The organism is Microbispora sp. NPDC049125 (assembly GCF_040802045.1).
Taxonomy (GTDB): Bacteria; Actinomycetota; Actinomycetes; order Streptosporangiales; family Streptosporangiaceae; genus Microbispora.
In genome coordinates this window covers 270896-287239 of record NZ_JBEZDW010000005.1, presented here as the reverse complement: position 1 = coordinate 287239, position 16344 = coordinate 270896, and the positions used below count along the sequence as shown (strand labels likewise).

Here is a 16344-nt window from a genome sequence, read left to right as displayed (position 1 = left end):
AGCGGTGATCACTTTACGGGCGGTCGCCCGCTTTTCCAGACTCCTTGCATTCCCCTAGTGGACATCCGCATTTCTTCAGCACGTCACCGACCGCCTTTCGAAGGAAGTGATGTGACAGAGTCCTCGCTGATCGCGGAGCAGGCGCTGGCCAGGGTCGGCACCACTCTCGAGGAGCTCCACAAGCACGGGGGCAGCCTCCTGACGGCGGGACCGGCCTATCTGGTCGGTTCGCTCGCACAGGGGTTCGGCAACCGTGGCAGCGACGTGGACCTCCACATCTTCTCTCCAGGCGTGCCCGGCCCGGCCCCGCCCTACCTGTTCTTCATCGGCGCCCTGACCGTGGACGTGGAGCACTTCCCCCTCTCCTACGCCGATGACGTCCTGGCCCGGCTGCCCGAGGCGGGCGTCGTCACCAAGCTCGGCCGGATGGCCCTGGACGTGCCCCTCGGCGCCGGGGACACGGCCCGGCTGACCCGCTGGTGCTCGGCGGTGCCGATCGCCCGCGACACGCCGCCGATCATGGACGACGAGCGCCGGCAGACCGCCATGGCCTGCCTGCTGCGGTCGGCGTTCACCGCCGTCGTGTCCGCCTGGGCCACCGCGGAGCTCGTCGGCCGTTCCCGCCGCGACGCCGGGCACCTGTGGCGCGTCTGCGGGCGAGCCCTGCTGAGCCTCGCCGGCGCCGCCGCGGGGTACCCGCCGATCGGCCGCAAGTGGCTCCCGGCCCGCGTCGCCCGCGCCGGGATCGCGGAGGAGCTGGTGCGCTCGGCCATGGCGATGTCCGGCAGCGCGGACATGGCCGCGCTCATGGCCGGCCTGGGCTTCGACGCGCTCGACCCGACGTCCCTGTGCCGGCTGGAGGGCGGCACCGGCACGGCCGACGTCCGCGTCGGCAGGGAGCGCTTCCACCTCACGGCGCTGGGGACGCTCGAAGCGGGCCGGCGCCCGGAGGGCGGCCCGTGCGCCGAGGTCCTCGCGCGCAGCGGGCCTGACGAGACGGCACGCCTGCTCGGCGACGGGCTGCTGCGGGTCGTGGTCGACGAGGGCGCGCTGTCGGCGGCGCTGACCTCCTGCGAGGTGGGCGGATGACCGCGCAGGCCCCGCCGTACGACGCCCTGTGGTTCGCGACCCGCGCGGCGCCCGCCGCCTGGGTGTACGTCCTCGACGTGCAGAGCTCGATCGCCGACATCGAGGCGGCCGAGGCCGACGAGGACTGGCCGACGAGCGTCGAGGCGGCGTCGGAGGCGCTGCACGGCGTCTTCTACGCCCGTCTCGTGCTCGCGGGATACCAGGGCAAGTGCCCGCGCGACGAGCTGGCGCTGCGGGTCTGCCTGAGCGACGCGCCGGAGGCCGCAGCCCTGCGCGAGCTCCCGGACAGCTTCGGCGCCGGGCGGGACGACGCCGGGCGCGCCGCCGAGGCGGCGCGGCGGGCCGCCGCGGCCCTGGAGTCCGACCTGCCGATCACCGTCCCGGTGATCCGGACGGCGAAGGGCTTCTTCCCCAGCATCCGCATCGGGGCCGACATCGAGGCGCTGCGGAGCCGCCTGGGGCTGGCTCCCATCGACTGGATGACGTGGCAGCTGTGACCGGGAGCGCCGGGGACGCGCTCACGGACCGCCCCTCGGCGGTCGCCGACCCGTCCCGTGTCACGCTTACGCTGATCCTGACGGTGACGGTGGCGTCGTTCGAGGCGACCGCCACCGCGACCCTCGCCCCCGCCGCGCTCGCGGAGATCGGCGGCAGGTCCTCCTACCCGCTGGTCTTCGGCCTGTTCGTGCTCGCCCAGCTCGTGGCGCTGGCGGCCGGAGGCGTGCTGTGCGGGACCACCGGGGCCCTACGGATCTTCGTCGCCGGAGCCGTCCTGCACGGCACGGGGCTCCTCGTCTGCGCCACCGCCACGTTCTTCGGCTGGCTGGCCGCCGGCCGGGTCATCCAGGGGATCGGGCACGGGCTGGTGTGGGTGTCGGTCTACGTGCTCATAGGGCGGTGCTTCCCGCCGGAGCGCCGGGGCCGGGTGCTCGGCTACCTGGCCATGGCGTGGGCGGTCCCCGCCCTGCTCGGCCCCTTGATCGCGGGTGTGGTGACCGACACGGTGGGCTGGCGGTGGGTGCTCGCCCCCGTCCCCGCCATCGAGGCCGTCGCCCTGGCGATCATGTGGCCGTCGATCGTGGGGCTGTGGAACGACCGGCCGGGCATGCCCGCGGGCGCCGCATCGCTGCGGGCGCGCCTGGCCCCCGCGCTCCTGCTGGCGTGCGGCGTCGTGGCGCTGATGAACCTGCGGCGCGTCCCGGACGGGTGGACGTGGCCGGTCCTCGCGGCGGCGGCGTGCGCGATCGTGCTCGGCGGCAGGCCGCTGCTCCCCCGGGGCGCCCTGCGCCTGGCGCGCGGGCTTCCCGCGACGGTGCTCCTGCGAGGCCTGGCGGGCGGCCCGTGGGCGGGCCTCGCGTTCGTCCTGCCGCTCGCCCTCGCCGAGGGGCGGGGGCTGTCCCTTTCGTCGGCCGGCTCGGCGCTGTCATCCGGGATCATCGGCTTCGCGGTCGGCGGCGTGCTGCACACCACCGGCTGGCTCACCCGGTACGGCCGGTCCCGGGTCGCCATCGCGGGGACGGCGCTGCAGGCGGCCGCGCTCGGCGTGACGGCGGCCGGAATCGCCGGGCCGATCGCGCTCGTGTACGCCGGGTGGGCGCTGACCGGGCTCGGCGCCAACCTCGCCATGATCGCGCTCAACGCGACCGTGATCGACCTGTCGCCCCCGGCCGAGCAGGGCACCGCGTCCGCCGGGATGGCCCTCGCCGACGCCGTCATGACCGCCGTCGCCACCGCGGTGGCGAGCCTGGTGCTGGCCGGCGCGGCCGGAGCCGCGGTCACCGGCGCGGCGGCGGCGCTCCTCGGCGGCTGCGCCGTGGCGCTGGTCGCCGTCGGCCTCGCCTTACCCCGAATGAACACGTCCAGGTAGGAGAGCGAACATGCCTGTCGTCCATACCCGGCACACGACCGACCGCCCGATCGAGCAGGTGTGGAAAGTGGTGCTCGACTGCGAGGCCTTCCCGGACTACATGCCGGAGGTCCGCGAGATCGAGATCATGGAGCAGGACGGCGAGCTGCGGGTCAGCCGCTGGGCCGTGCTGCTGAAGGGGTCGGAGCTGGAATGGGAGGAGCGCGAGCGCATCGACCACGCGGCCCACCGCATCGAGTTCGAGCAGATCGAGGGCGACCTCGCGTACTTCACCGGGCACTGGCAGGTGAGCGACTCCCCGGAAGGCACGATGGTGGAGCTTCGCGTGGAGTTCGACATCGGCATCCCGCTGATGGCCGAGATGCTCAACCCGGTGGCGGCCCGTGCCCTTGAGGACAACTCGCGCGCCATCCTCGATCAGATCGGCCGGCGCGCCGGCGTGGCGGTGCCGTGATACCGGTCGCCGCACGGCCCACCGGGCGGGATCTCGCCAGGCAGACCTTCCGCCGGGTCCAGCGGCACTTCTCCCCGGCGGTGGCGCTCGCGGGCAAGTTCGCCGGGCAGGGCTCCGTCGAGGAGGCCGCCTCGGGCTGTGAGATCACGCTGTCGGACGGCCGGACCATGCTCGACTTCGGGTCCTACGCCGTCACCCTCCTCGGCCACCGGCATCCGGCGGTGACGGCCGCCGTACGCGCCCAGCTCGACGCGATGCCCGTCTCCAGCAGGTCGCTCGTCAACCCGGTCGCCGCGGCGGCGGCCGAGCGCCTCGCCGACCACCTCGGCGGCCGGCTGAAGCGCGTGTACCTCGGCGTGAACGGCTGCGACGCGGTGGAGGTCGCGGTCAAGCTGGCCCGGCTCGCCACCGGGCGGCCGAGGGTCCTCGCGGTGAACGGCGCCTTCCACGGCAAGTCCATGGGGGCGCTGGCGCTGACCCATCACGAACGTTTCCGCGCCGGGCTGGAGCCCCTGCTGGCGTACGCGAGCCACCTGGACACCGGCGACCCCGAGGCCGTCGCCAGGGAGTGCGCGGCCGGGGATGTGGCGGCCGTCGTCTTCGAGCCCATCCAGGGAGAGAACGGCGTCATGCCGCTGGACACCGCCGTGCTGGCCCGCTGGTGCGAGGACGCGCACGCCGCGGGGGCGTTCGCGGTCGCCGACGAGATCCAGTGCGGGCTGCGCCGGGCGGGCGAGCGGTCGCTCGCGCTGCACGCGAGCCTCCCGGTGGACGCGGTGCTGCTCGGCAAGCCGCTGGGCGGGGGCGTCGTCCCGCTGTCGGCCGCCGTCTGCTCCGACGAGCTCTACCGGCCGCTGCTCGACGACCCCTTCCGGCACAGCGCGACCTTCGCCGGGCAGCCGCTGTGCGCGGCGGCCGTCCCTGCCGCCCTGACTGCCATCGAGGACCTCGCCGACCAGGGCGCCGCGGTCTCCGCCTGGATGGCCGCCGGGCTCGCCGAGCTCATGCGCGCCCACCCGGGCGCGGTCACCGCGATCCGCGGCCGGGGCCTGCTGTGGGGGGTCGACTTCGCGTCCAAGGAGCTGTCGGGAGAGGTCCAGATCGGGCTCGCCAGGCGCGGCCTGCTCGTATCGCCCTGCCTGAGCAGGCCGGAGACGCTCCGGCTGCTGCCGCCGCTCATCGCGACCAGGCGCGAGGTGGACCGCGCGCTCGACGCGCTGACGTCGGCGGTCGAGGCGGCCGAGGCGGAGGTGGCGCGATGACCGCACCCGTCCGCGCACCCGTGCTCGGCGCCGATCTGTCGCCGGAGGTCTGGCCGGACACGAGCGCGCTGCTGCCCCCCGACGCGCTGGAGGAGATCGCCGGGCACGCCGCCGAGGCGGATCTGCGCGGGGCCCCTCCGCTGGAGAGCCTCGCCCTGCTGAAGAAGCTGAACTGGCCCGGCCTGCCCGTCCCCCGCGACTTCGGCGGCGCCGGTCTCGGGCTGACCGGCTGCTGCGCCGCCCAGCGCGCCCTCGGGGCCGCCGACCCCGGGCTCGCCGTGGCCGTCAACATGCACATGTTCTCCGTCGGCCTCATGGTGGAGCACTGGCGTCGCAGGACGGACACGTCGTGGCTGCTCATGGAGGCGATCGCCACCCAGAACCGCCTGCTGGCGTCGGCCTTCGCCGAGCCGAACCTGGGCGGGTCGGCCTCCCGCTCCACGCTCACCGCCGTCCCGGTCCAGGGCGGGTGGGAGGCGTCGGGTGTCAAGCGCCCGTGCTCCCTCATCAAGGAGGCCGACCTGGTCTGCCTCCAGCTCGCCACATCGCCCGCCGGTGGGCCCGGCGGCGGGCCCGGCGACGTCATCGTCGCGCTGCTGCCGACCAACGCGCCGGGACTGTCCGTACGGGAGGACTGGGACACCCTCGGCATGCGTGGCGCGGCCTCGAACACGCTGCTGCTCGACCGGTGCGTCGTACCGGACGAGCTGGTCTTCTACCGGGCGCCGGCGGGCGCGGAGGACGACGACATCCTGGCCGCCGGGGTGGTCTGGTTCGCCCTGACCGCCACCGCCTGTTACCTCGGCCTGGCGGCGGCGGCGCTCGACGCGGCCGCAGACCTGCTGCGCCGCCAGCGGATCGCCCATCTCGACGCCGCCCGCGCCGAGCTGCCGAGCTACCAGGCGGCGATCGGCGAGCACGTCGCCGACCTGCTGACCCTGGAGGCCGCCTGCGCGAACACCGCCGCCCGGATGGACGCCGGGGTGGCGCCCCAGACGCTGCTGGCCGGAGCGCTCGCCGTCAAGCAGCGGGCCGTCAGGGCGGTGCCCGACCTCGTCGCCGCCCTCGCGGAATGCGCGGGAGGGGCGTCCTACGCCAGGAAGGGCCCTCTGGAGCGCCTGTGGCGCGACGCGCAGGCCGTCCGTTTCCACCCGCCGACCCCCGCGGCGACCCGCCAGTACCTCGGGCGCAGGGCGCTGGGCCTGCGGGCCTCGCTCGATCTCGACGAGTCCTCTCCCGGGCTGCGCGCGCCGGCCGTCCCCTGAAGGAGTTGATTGCTGTGGACCGCAGTGAGCTGTCCGTCCTGGTCCGTACGAAGATCGCCTCGGTCATGGGCGTGGCGGAGACGGAGGTGACCGAGCAGACCGACCTCCGTGAGGAGTACCAGGTCGACAGCCTGGAGCTGATGGAGATCGGCGCCCGGCTGGAGTCCGCCCTCGGCGTGCGGATCAAGGTCGACGCGCTGCTGGAGATGGAGAACGTGGGCGACGCGGTCGACGCGTTGCACCGGCTCAGCCTGGAGCGGGCGTGAGTGAGCGCGGTGGCCGCCGGCACCGCGTCGCGATAACCGGCCTCGGCCTCAAGGCCCCCGGCGGGCTCACCGTGGACGAGGCCATGGAGGCGCTGCTGTCCGGGAAGTCGGCGGCGGAGACGCTGCCGCACCTGGTGGAGGCGCGGTCGCCGGTCACGTTCGCCTGCCGGGTCCCCGACTTCGAGCTGTCCTCCTATCTGGGCCCGCGGGAGTGGCGGCAGATGGACCGCTCGGCCGTCCTCATGGCCGCCGCCACGGCCGACGCCGTACGGTCCGCCGGCCTGGCCGAGACCGGCCAGGAGGACATGGGCGTCGCGGTGGGCACCGGCATGGCGGGGCTGGACGTCGCCGCCGAGGTGGCCCCGGCGCACGTGGACGACCCGGCGGGGATGCCGACCTACACGGTGCTGCGCATCATGGCCAACTCGGCCGCCGCCCGCGTGGGGCTGCGCCTGGGCGCCAAGAAGTCCTGTCTCACGTACGCCACGGCGTGCGCCAGCGGCGCGACGGCGATCGGCGAGTCGATGGAGAAGATCCGCTCAGGTGAGCTGGAACGCGTGGTCGCCGGCGGGGTCGACTCGGCCCTGTCCCCGCTCGTGCTCGGCGCGTTCTTCCGGGTCGGGGCGGTGTCGCGGCGCAACGACGATCCGGGGGCCGCGTCGAGGCCGTTCGACCGCGACCGCGACGGCTTCGTGATGGGCGAGGGCGCCGCGATGATGGTGATGGAGCGGTGGGAGTCGGCCGAGGCGCGCGGCGCGACGATCCTCGGGGAGGCCCTCGGCTACGCCTCCACCTCCGACGCCCACCACGTCGTCGCCCCCGTGCAGGACGGGTCAAGCGCGGCGGCCTGCATGCGCCTCGCCCTGGCCGACGCGGGCCTGGCCCCCGCCGGCATCGGCCACGTCAACGCCCACGGCACCGCGACGGTCCTCAACGACCGGGCCGAGGCCAGAGGCATCGCGGCCTGTTTCGGCGACGACATGCCGCCCGTGACCGCGTCCAAGGGCGTCACCGGGCACCTCGTCGGCGGCGCGGGGGCGTTCGAGGCGGTGATGGGGCTGGTCTGCGCCGCGCGGGGACTGGTGCCGCCGGTGGCGAACCTCGGCGGCGGCCCGGACGCCGACCTGCTGGACCTGGTCACCGGCGGGCCGCGGCGGATCCCTCCTGCGCCCGTGCTGTCCAACTCCTTCGGGTTCGGCGGCCACAACGCCTGTCTCGTGCTGGCTCCCGCCGCCTGGGACCGGCGGCCGTGAGCGCGGGAGGCGGGGGACGCGGCGGAACGCGTGTGCTGCTCACAGGGTCGGGAGGCGTCGTGGGCTCCGAGGTGGCCCGGGTGCTGGCCGAGCGCGGCGCAGACGGCGAGGGCGTCGAGCTGACCCGGGTCACCCGCACCGCGCGGCAGGCGGGAGAGGTGCGCTGGGCGATCGGCGCCGAGCCTCCGCCGGAGGAGCTGGCCGGGCCGTGGGACGTGATCGTGCACACGGCCGCGTCCACCCGGTGGACCATGACGAGGGACGAGGCCGTCGCGGCCAACGTGAATCCGGTCAGGAGCGTGCTGGAGCTCGCCGGGCCCGCCACGCATCTCGTGCACGTCTCCACGGCGTACGCCGACGGCCGCGATCCCGGCGACGATCCCGGCGGCGGTCCGCCGTCGGAGTTCGGCCGGTACCGCAACGCGTACGAATGGTCGAAGGCGCGGTGCGAGGATCTCGTGCTGGAGCGCGCGGGGCCGGTGACCGTGGTCCGGCCGCCCCTCATCCTCGGTCGTGCCGGTGACGGCGCGATAGCGCGCTTCTCGGGCCCCTACACGCTCTTGCAGACGCTGGTGTCGGGGCTCGCCGCCGCCGTGGTGGGCGATCCGGGCGGGTACGCGGAGATCGCGCCGGTCGACCAGGTCGCCGACGTCATCGCCGACGCCGTCCACGGGCCCGCGCCTCCCTCGCCGAAGGTGGAGGTGGTCGCGGGCGGAGCGGCCAGCATGACCCTCGCCGGGCTCATCGACGTGGCCTGCTCCACGCTCAACGCGCTGCGCGCCGAGGCGGGCGTGCCGCCCATCGCCCCGCCGCCGTTCATCTCCGCCGAGCGGTGGCACCGTTTCTTCCTGCCGCTCGCACGGCAGCACCTGTCGCCCGTCCAGTCACAGGCCGTCGAGCTGCTCGGCATGTTCGAGAGCTACACGAGCATGCCCCGGCCGTTCACGCCGACCCGGCCGGTCGCCGACCCCGCGCTGATCCTGGTGCGGTCGATCCGGTGGTGGGCGCGGCAGCGGCCCCGGCTGGCCCTGCGCGTCCCCGAGCCGTGGGCGCTGATCGGCTGAACCGGCCCGTCCACCAACCGGGTGTCCACTAGGGGAAATGCCGTAACCGGACAGCGGAGCCGCATGGACGCCCGCGCCGCGCGGGTTGAAGAATCACGATCGTCCGACTCCCGGAGAGGAGGTGTTGACAATGCACCTGACCACCGAGGAACTCGAGGGTCTCGCGGAGATCGTCGTGCGCGCCGAGAGCGCCGCGGACGAGCTGCGCCCCGCGGTCGTCGAGTAGAGGGCACACCGGTGCCGGGAGGCCGTCTCCCGGCACCTTCCCCAGCTCACTCCCACACAGCCCGCTCCCGCCCATCCCACACAGCCCACCCCAGCCCAGCTCATGCAGGGAGGACGCGTGAAGCTACGCCGGACGGCCCCGTTCCTCGTGGGTCCCGCAGGGGACCCGGCGCTTCTCCTCGACCGCGCCGAGATCCCGGCCGAGGCGGCGTGCGGCGCCGAGTTGCTCGACCGGATCCGCGCGACTCTCGTCACGGGGGCGGCGGACGCCACGCTGACCGTCGAAGAGGCGCAGGCCATCGTGCTCGGGCAGTACGAGGCGTGCCTGGAGTTCATCTACTCCCACCCGTCCTGGAGCCGTGTGCGGGCGGGGGAGGCGACCCGTTTCCTCCACGCCTACCTGCTGGAGAACCGCCACTACCTGGCCGCCGCGCCGTTCCGCATGGCGACCGGCGTCGGCGGCAGCCCGCGGCCGGACGCGCTCAACGAGCTGCAGGCCCGCCACGTGGTCGAGGAGGCCGACCACGACACCTACTTCGAGAACGGCCTGGCCGCGATCGGCTGCGACCGCGCCCTGGTGCGGGCCGCCCGGCCGTGGCCCGCGACCGTCGAGTGGATCCACCTGATGCGCACGGTCGCCGACTCCGGCCCCCTGCCCGCCGCGCTCTGCTCCGGCCTGCTGGAGTTCACCGCGGGCAACCGGACGGCAGTGGCGGGCTGGCACGAGCACGTCGCCGCCGGCGGCCAGGTGAGCGCCGACGCGATGGCCGCCATCTTCGAGCACGTCAAGACCGACCTCGGGCTCGGCCACGGCTCGAACTGGAAGGAGGCCATCGAGGTGGCGGGCCTCGTGACCGCCACCCAGCTGGCCGACTCGCTCAACGAGATCACCCTGGTCGCGGAGGCCATCGTCCGCTGGCTCGACTCCCTCGACGAGGGGCTGTCCGGCGACCTCGTGGGGGTCATGCCCGAGCTCACGAGGGACGCCGCGGCCGTCCCCGCCCTGCTCGGCGGGGAGGCCGACGGCCTTCCGGTGTGGCCCGCCGAGATCCTCCACCTCGCCGCGCACGGCGATCCCTCGCTCACCACGGGCATGCGCGCCGCCCTCGCGACCGCGTTCGCGTACGGCGAGGGCGTGATCGAGCGGACGGCACCGGTGGAGCAGGCCGCGGGCCGCCTCGCCGGGCCGTACGCGCACCAGCCGGTCGACGGCGGCGGCGCCGCGCTGGAGAAGCTGGTCGGCGAGTGGATGCGGGCCATCGACGGGCACCGCCTGTGGACGGAGATGACCGAGCGCCCCACCCTGCCCCTCGTGTACGGCTGGCTGGTCGAGAACCACCACTACGTGGCGGCGATCTGGCAGCACTGCGGCGCCGGCATCGCCGCCTGCCCCGACCCCCGGCTGCGGGCGCTCCTCGTCCACCACCTGGAGGAGGAGTTCGAGCACGGCGCGATGTTCCGCGAGGGCATCGACAAGGCGCGGGGCGGGGACTTCGGCGGGCTGCCTGTCGCCCACATGCGGCCGCTGCCGACCACGCGATCATTCACCGGGATGCTGCGCGGCCTCGCCCAGCGGGACTGGAAGGCGTACGTCCTCGGCGTGGCCTACCTCCAGCTCACGCTGCGGGCCGAGGGCGACGGGCCGGCGGCCCGGCACGTCTCCTTCTACGAGGCCGTCACCGGCCGACTGCCCGAGGCCCGGCCGCTGCTCGACGTGATGCGCCGGCACGACGCGGAGGACACCGACCTCGGGCACGCGCACGACGTCAGGCAGATGCTCGACCTGCTGTCCGAGCACTCGATCGGGCCGGACACGCTCGCCTCGGCCGCGCTCGTGCCGCAGCTCACGTGGAGCTTCCTCGACGGCATCCGCTGCCACTACGCCCACGGCCCGGCGGCGGTGGTGCAGCGCGCCGGCTGGCACACGGACGCCGTGACGGGGTCGTGACGGGGACGACGCCGGCGCCCCCGGAGTCCGAGCGCGGCCACCGCACGCGCGACCTGCCCTTCCTGCTGCTGTGGGGAGGGCAGAGCGTGTCGGCGGCCGGCGACGGCATGGCCCTGCTCGCCCTTCCCCTGCTGGTGCTCCAGCAGACCTCCTCCCCTGTGCTCGCCGCGCTGGCCGCCACCCCGCAGACCATCGCCTACCTGCTGTCGGGTCTGTTCGCGGGGGCGGTCGCCGACCGCCTCGACCCCCGGCGGCTCATGCTCTGGTGCGACACCGTCCGGCTGGCTCTCTTCTCGCTGCTCACCGGGCTCGCGCTGGCCGGAGCGGCCCCCGTCGCCGTCCTGCTGGGGCTGGCCGTCGCGGCGGCGGTCTTCGGCGTGCTGTTCGACACGGCGCACGCGGCTCTGCTCCAGGGCATCCTGCGGCCGTCGCACCTCGTCGCCGGCAACTCGCGGCTGGAGCTCACCACCCAGCTCGGCCTGCTCGCCGGCCCGGCGCTGGCGGGGGCGGTGGCGGCCGGCTTCGGGCTCGGCTCCTGCCTGCTGGTCAACGCCGCCTCCTACGGCGTCTCGGTCGTGACGCTGTGGCTGCTACCGCGCGGGGCGGTGAAGCGAGACATCCGGGGCGGCCTCACGGTCCGGGGGGCAGCCGCCGACCTGCGCGAGGGCCTCGGCTACCTCCGGCGGCACCGGCTGGTCCGGGCCGTGTGCTCGCTTCAAGTAGTGATCAACTTCGTGCTGGCGGTGGAGACCCTGGTCGTCTTCTACGCCGTCCACACCCTGGACGGCGGGCCGGGCGGGGCCAGCCTCGCCCTCGCCGCCGGGGCCGCGGGGGGCGTGCTCGGAGCCGCCGCCGCCGGCCCCGCGGGACGCCGGTTCCCGGCGCACAACCTGATCGGCGGCGCCCTGCTGGTGCTCGCCGCGGCACTGGTGGCGGCGTCGGCGGCCTCGTCGGCGGTCTGGCTCGCGGCGGCGAACGCCGCCATCGGGCTGACGAGCGTGCTGGCCACCGTGCACATCCGCGCGCTGCGTCAGCGGGTGGTGCCGCCGGAGCTGATCGGCCGGGTGACCGCCACCGCGCGCACGTTCGCCGTCGCCGCCTACCCGCTGGGAGCCGTCGTCGCCGGCCAGCTCACCGCGCTGGCCGGGAACAGCCCGCGCGTGCCGTTCGCGGTCGCGGGCCTGCTGGGGGCGGGAGCGGTCGTGGTGGGCTACCGGACCGGGCTCCGCCCGGCGGCCGAGTGATCGAGGGAGCGCGCATGCCGACGCGTTGGGGCCCGGGCAGGCTCGGGCTGGGCTGCATGGGGATGTCGTTCGCCTACGACCCCGAAGGCCGGGACGAGGACACCTCGCTGCGGGTGATCAGGCAGGCCCTCGACCTGGGGGTGACGTTCGTCGACACCGCCGACGTGTACGGCCCGTACACCAACGAGGAGCTCGTGGGCAGGGCGCTGGCCGGGCGCCGGGAGGAGACGGTGCTGGCCACCAAGGCGGGCCTGGTGGCCGACGAGGCCGGGCGGCTCTACCACATGGGCCGGCCCGATCACGTCCGCAGGGCGATCGACGGCAGCCTGCGCCGGCTCGGCACCGACCACGTGGACCTCTACCAGCTCCACCGGGTCGACCCGGACGTACCGCTGGAGGAGAGCTGGGGGGCGATGGCCGAGGCGGTCGCGGCCGGCAAGGCCCGGGCCATCGGGCTGTCGGAGGTCACCGTGGACCAGATCGAGCGGGCCGCCGCCGTGCACCCCGTGGCGAGCGTCCAGTCGGAGCTGTCGCTGACGACCCGTGACCCGCTGGCCGAGGTGGTGCCGTACTGCGCCGCACACGGGATCGCGTTCATCGCGTTCGCGCCGCTCGGACGGGGGCTGCTCACCGGCCGCTTCGCCTCCGCGCCCGTCCTGTCCGAGGGCGACATGCGGCGGCGGCTGCAACGCTTCCAGCCCGCCGCGATGGCCGCCAACCGGGCGATCGTCGACCGGGTCGGTGCCGTCGCCGCCCGCCACGACGCGACGCCGTCCCAGGTGGCGCTCGCCTGGGTCCTTTCGCTGGGGGAGCACGTGATGGCGATCCCCGGCACCAAGAACCCCCGGCACCTGGAGAGCAACGTCGCGGCGGCCGGTCTCAGGCTCACGCCGGACGACCTCGCGGAGCTCGCCGCGCTCCCGGAGCCGGCCGGCACCCGGCACTGACCTGGCGAAAGGACGGACATGCACCCCGAACCGCGATTCTTCGGTGTCTTCGAGATGCTGAGCCGGATGAACCTCCCGCTGACCGAGGTCATGCCGGTCTACACCGGCTACTACGCCGCCCTCTACGACGCGCTGTCCGAGACGTACGAGTGGGACCTGGACGACTACCTCAAGCTGGCCGACCGGAGCCCGGGGGGTGTGCTGGAGCTGGGCTGCGGCAGCGGGCGGATCACCGTGCCGCTGGCCAGGGAGGGCCATCAGGTGGTCGCCCTCGACTCCTCCCCTGACATGCTGGCCCTGCTGCGCCGCCGGCTCGCGAAGGAGGACGAGAGCGTGGCCGGGCGGGTGACGATCGTCCGGTCGGACATGCGCGGCCTGCGGCTCGACCGGCGCTTCGGCCTGATCCTGCTGCCCGCCAACAACATCAGCCTGCTGGCGGACGAGGCCGACCGGCGGGAGGTCTTCGCCCGGGCACGCGAGCACCTCGCCCCCGGCGGGCGGTTCGCCTTCGACAACGCCCTGGCGGAGGACGAGCGGCTGCTGACCCAGAACGGCGATCTGGTGGCCTTCCCCGCGTCCTCCGCCGGTGAGGAGCAGTTCGTGCTGAGCGCCCACCGCTACCTGCCGGACGAGGGCGTGCAGCTCATGAACTTCTACGCCGAATCGGTGGACGCCTCGGGGCGTACGCGCAGATTCCTCGGCGGCTGGACCAAGGCCGTGCTGCCCGACGAGGCGATCGACGACCTGCTGGCGGAGGCCGGCCTGCGGACCGTGGAGACCCAGACGTACGACCTCGACTTCGACCGCCGCCGCATGCGGCTGTACACCTGCGTCGCCGGCGGCTGAGGGAGGTCGCTAACGTCTGACGCATGAGCTCGTCCTTGACCGTGCTGGGAGCCTGCCCGCTGGACTGCCCCGACGGGTGCTCCTGGACCGTGACCGTGCGGGACGGCGAGGCCGTCGCCCTGCGGGGCAACCGCGACCATCCCTACACGCGCGGCGCCCTCTGCGTGAAGGTCAACCGCTACCTGGAGCAGGCCCGGGCGGCCGACCGCGTCCTCCACCCGATGCGGCGGACCGGCCCCAAGGGGTCGGGCCGGTTCGAGCGGATCGGCTGGGACGAGGCGCTGGCGGAGATCTCCACCCGGCTGACCGCCATCGTCACCGAGCACGGCGGCGAGGCGATCTGGCCGTACCAGGGGACCGGGTCGCTGGGCTTCCTCCAGGGGACCGACGCGGCGCTGCCCGCCCGCTTCTGGAACGCCCTCGGCGCCTCCCGGCACGACATGAACATCTGCTCCCGGGCCGGCAACGACGGCCTGCGGTACACCAACGGCACCCCCGGCGGCATGGACCCGGAGACGTTCGCCCTGTCCCGGCTGATCCTCCTGTGGGGCACCAACACCCTCACCAGCGGCCACCACATGTGGAAGTTCGTCCAGGACGCCCGGGCCGCCGGGGCGTACGTGGTGGCGATCGACCCGGTCAGGACGCGTACGGCCGACCAGGCCGACGAGCACCTGCCGATCCGGCCGGGCACCGACGCCGCGCTCGCCCTCGGGCTGCTGCACGTCGTGCTCGACGAGGGCGCGGAAGACCGCGACTACATCGAGCGGCACACCCACGGCTGGGACGAGTTCGAAGCCGAGATCAGGAAATATCCCGTTGAAAGGGTCGCGGAGATCACCGGGCTGCCCGCGGACCGGATCAGGACCCTCGGCGTACGGCTCGCGCACACCCGGCCGACCGGCATCCGGGCCACGATGGGCATCCAGCGCCACGAGGGCGGCGGCACGGCCATGCGGACGATCGCCTGCATCCCCGGGGTCACCGGCGACTGGCGGTATCCCGGCGGCGGAGTGGCCTACTCCACCTCCGGCCACGTCCCGCTGCGGCCCGACCGCCGCCCCGACCTGCTCCCCCACCCGGTCCGCACGCTCACGATGACCCGCCTGGCCGACGGCCTCGACGACTCGGTCAAGTGCCTGTGGGTCTACGCGGCCAATCCCCTCGGCTCGACCTCCGACCAGAACCGGATCAGGGCGGCGCTGGAGCGCGAGGACCTGTTCACGGTCGTGATGGAGCAGTTCCCGACCGACACGGTCGACTACGCCGACATCGTGCTGCCCGCGACCATGCAGATCGAGCACCTGGACGTGCACGCCGGCTACGGGCACATGTACCTCATGTGGAACGAGCCCGCCGTCGAGCCGCCGGGCGAGTGCCTGTCCACGACGGAGACGTTCCGCCGCCTGGCCCGCCACATGGGCCTGACCGAGCCGTCCCTGTACGACACGGACATGGAGCTGGCCGAGCAGGTGCTCGCGAGCGGCGGGATCGCCATCGAGGAGATCCGCAAGCGCGGCTGGGTCAGGCTCGACGTCGCCGACCCGTTCGTGCCGTTCACCGAGGGCTTCCCCACACCCAGCGGGCGGCTGGAGTTCGTCTCCGAGCGCGCCGAGGCGGCGGGCCTCCCCCGGGTCGCGGGCTACGTCCCTTCCCTGACCGCCCGTACGGCTCCCGCCGACCGCGAGTTCCCGCTCACGATGATCACCCCGGCGTCGCACACGTTCCTGAACACGACCTTCGGCAACAACCCCGAGCTGCTCAAGCGGTCGAAGGGGCCCCGCGTGCTGGTCAACGAGGCCGACGCCACGCCACGCGGGCTCGCCGACGGGCAGGCCGCGCGGGTGTTCAACGGCAGCGGGGAGTTCACCGCGTACGTCGAGATCAGCGACCGGGTGCGGCCGGGGGTGGTCGCGGCGCCGAAGGGGCACTGGCCCAAGCTCAGCGCGGGCGCCAACCCGAACGCCGCGATCGACGAGCGCGACGCCGACATGGGCCGGGGCGCGGTCTACCACGACACCATGGTCGAGGTCGCCCCGCTCTGATCAGCCGTCGTGCTCGGCGACGGGCTCCACTGGGATCGATCAGCCGAGCCGCAGCTTGAACCCCTCGTGGGAGGCCGTGAACCCGAGCGAGGAGTAGAAGCGGTGCGCGTCGGTGCGCGCCTTGTCCGAGGTGAGCTGCACCAGGCCGCAACCGCGCTCGCGGGCCCGCTCCACCGCCCACGTCATCATGGCCCGTCCGATCCCCCGGTTCCGGTACGGCACGGCCACGCGGACCGCCTCGATCTGGGCCCGTTCCGCGCCGCGCCGAGACAGCCCGGGGATGTAGGTGAGCTGCATCGTCCCCACGATCTCCCCGCCGGACTCCACGACGATCAGCTCGTTGCGCGGGTCGGCGTCGACGGCGGTGAAGGCGGCGTCGTAGTCGGGTGCGGGGCCGGCCGGCGCCTCGCGGGCCGCCGTGACGGGGTCGTCCACCATCAGGGCCACGATCACCGGGACGTCCGCGCGCCGGGCCGTACGGAAGGAGAGGGACATCCCGAGAGCCTAACCGGGGCGGCTCAGGGGGTGGTCAGGGACTTCCCCGATGCCCGGGTGCCCCTCTCGGAGGC

General features: G+C 74.2%; 15 protein-coding genes. 14 read left to right on the top strand and 1 reads right to left on the bottom strand.

The window, feature by feature from the left end; translation table 11 throughout:
• The first annotated feature begins 111 nt into the window (after positions 1-111).
• From AB0B72_RS08930 to AB0B72_RS08865, 14 genes are all read left to right on the top strand, one after another.
• Positions 112-1089 carry a hypothetical protein gene (locus AB0B72_RS08930; protein ID WP_367738030.1) on the top strand — a complete coding sequence of 326 codons (978 nt, stop codon included), beginning with the start codon at positions 112-114 and terminating at the stop codon, positions 1087-1089.
• Complete coding sequence (locus tag AB0B72_RS08925) at positions 1086-1586, top strand: hypothetical protein (protein WP_367738029.1); 501 nt, start codon at positions 1086-1088, stop codon at positions 1584-1586. The genes AB0B72_RS08930 and AB0B72_RS08925 overlap by 4 nt, the downstream gene beginning before the upstream one ends.
• Positions 1574-2956, top strand: a complete 1383-nt coding sequence (locus AB0B72_RS08920) for an MFS transporter (protein ID WP_367738028.1) — start codon at positions 1574-1576, stop codon at positions 2954-2956. The genes AB0B72_RS08925 and AB0B72_RS08920 overlap by 13 nt, the downstream gene beginning before the upstream one ends.
• 10 nt (positions 2957-2966) lie before the next feature.
• Positions 2967-3410: a type II toxin-antitoxin system RatA family toxin gene (locus AB0B72_RS08915; protein WP_367738027.1), complete on the top strand. Its 444-nt coding sequence runs from the start codon at positions 2967-2969 to the stop codon at positions 3408-3410.
• Positions 3407-4672, top strand: a complete 1266-nt coding sequence (locus AB0B72_RS08910) for an aspartate aminotransferase family protein (RefSeq protein ID WP_367738026.1) — start codon at positions 3407-3409, stop codon at positions 4670-4672. Before AB0B72_RS08915 ends, AB0B72_RS08910 begins: the two co-directional genes overlap by 4 nt.
• Positions 4669-5937 (top strand): acyl-CoA dehydrogenase family protein, encoded by a 1269-nt coding sequence (locus AB0B72_RS08905; RefSeq protein ID WP_367738025.1) that lies wholly within the window; start codon positions 4669-4671, stop codon positions 5935-5937. The genes AB0B72_RS08910 and AB0B72_RS08905 overlap by 4 nt, the downstream gene beginning before the upstream one ends.
• Before the next feature lie 14 nt (positions 5938-5951).
• Positions 5952-6203 (top strand): acyl carrier protein, encoded by a 252-nt coding sequence (locus AB0B72_RS08900; protein ID WP_367738024.1) that lies wholly within the window; start codon positions 5952-5954, stop codon positions 6201-6203.
• A complete protein-coding gene (locus tag AB0B72_RS08895; protein ID WP_367738023.1) occupies positions 6200-7456 on the top strand; it encodes a beta-ketoacyl synthase in 1257 nt (418 codons plus the stop codon). The genes AB0B72_RS08900 and AB0B72_RS08895 overlap by 4 nt, the downstream gene beginning before the upstream one ends.
• Positions 7453-8520 (top strand): SDR family oxidoreductase, encoded by a 1068-nt coding sequence (locus tag AB0B72_RS08890; RefSeq protein ID WP_367738022.1) that lies wholly within the window; start codon positions 7453-7455, stop codon positions 8518-8520. The genes AB0B72_RS08895 and AB0B72_RS08890 overlap by 4 nt, the downstream gene beginning before the upstream one ends.
• Positions 8521-8863: 343 nt before the next feature.
• The gene (locus AB0B72_RS08885; RefSeq protein WP_367738021.1) at positions 8864-10693 is read left to right on the top strand and encodes a hypothetical protein; all 1830 of its coding nucleotides are present in this window, start codon (positions 8864-8866) and stop codon (positions 10691-10693) included.
• A complete protein-coding gene (locus AB0B72_RS08880) occupies positions 10690-11937 on the top strand; it encodes an MFS transporter (protein ID WP_367738020.1) in 1248 nt (415 codons plus the stop codon). The genes AB0B72_RS08885 and AB0B72_RS08880 overlap by 4 nt, the downstream gene beginning before the upstream one ends.
• 14 nt (positions 11938-11951) lie before the next feature.
• Entirely contained in the window at positions 11952-12884 is a 933-nt protein-coding gene (locus AB0B72_RS08875; RefSeq protein ID WP_367738019.1) for an aldo/keto reductase, read from the top strand.
• Between the two features lie 18 nt (positions 12885-12902).
• Positions 12903-13730, top strand: coding sequence for a daptide-type RiPP biosynthesis methyltransferase (gene mpaM / locus AB0B72_RS08870; RefSeq protein WP_367738018.1), 828 nt, complete (start codon positions 12903-12905; stop codon positions 13728-13730).
• A gap of 23 nt (positions 13731-13753) precedes the next feature.
• Entirely contained in the window at positions 13754-15775 is a 2022-nt protein-coding gene (locus tag AB0B72_RS08865) for a molybdopterin-dependent oxidoreductase (protein ID WP_367738017.1), read from the top strand.
• A gap of 39 nt (positions 15776-15814) precedes the next feature.
• On the opposite strand, the gene AB0B72_RS08860 is transcribed toward AB0B72_RS08865, so the two are convergent.
• Positions 15815-16270 carry a GNAT family N-acetyltransferase gene (locus AB0B72_RS08860; protein ID WP_367738016.1) on the bottom strand — a complete coding sequence of 152 codons (456 nt, stop codon included), beginning with the start codon at positions 16268-16270 and terminating at the stop codon, positions 15815-15817.
• Positions 16271-16344: the final 74 nt, after the last annotated feature.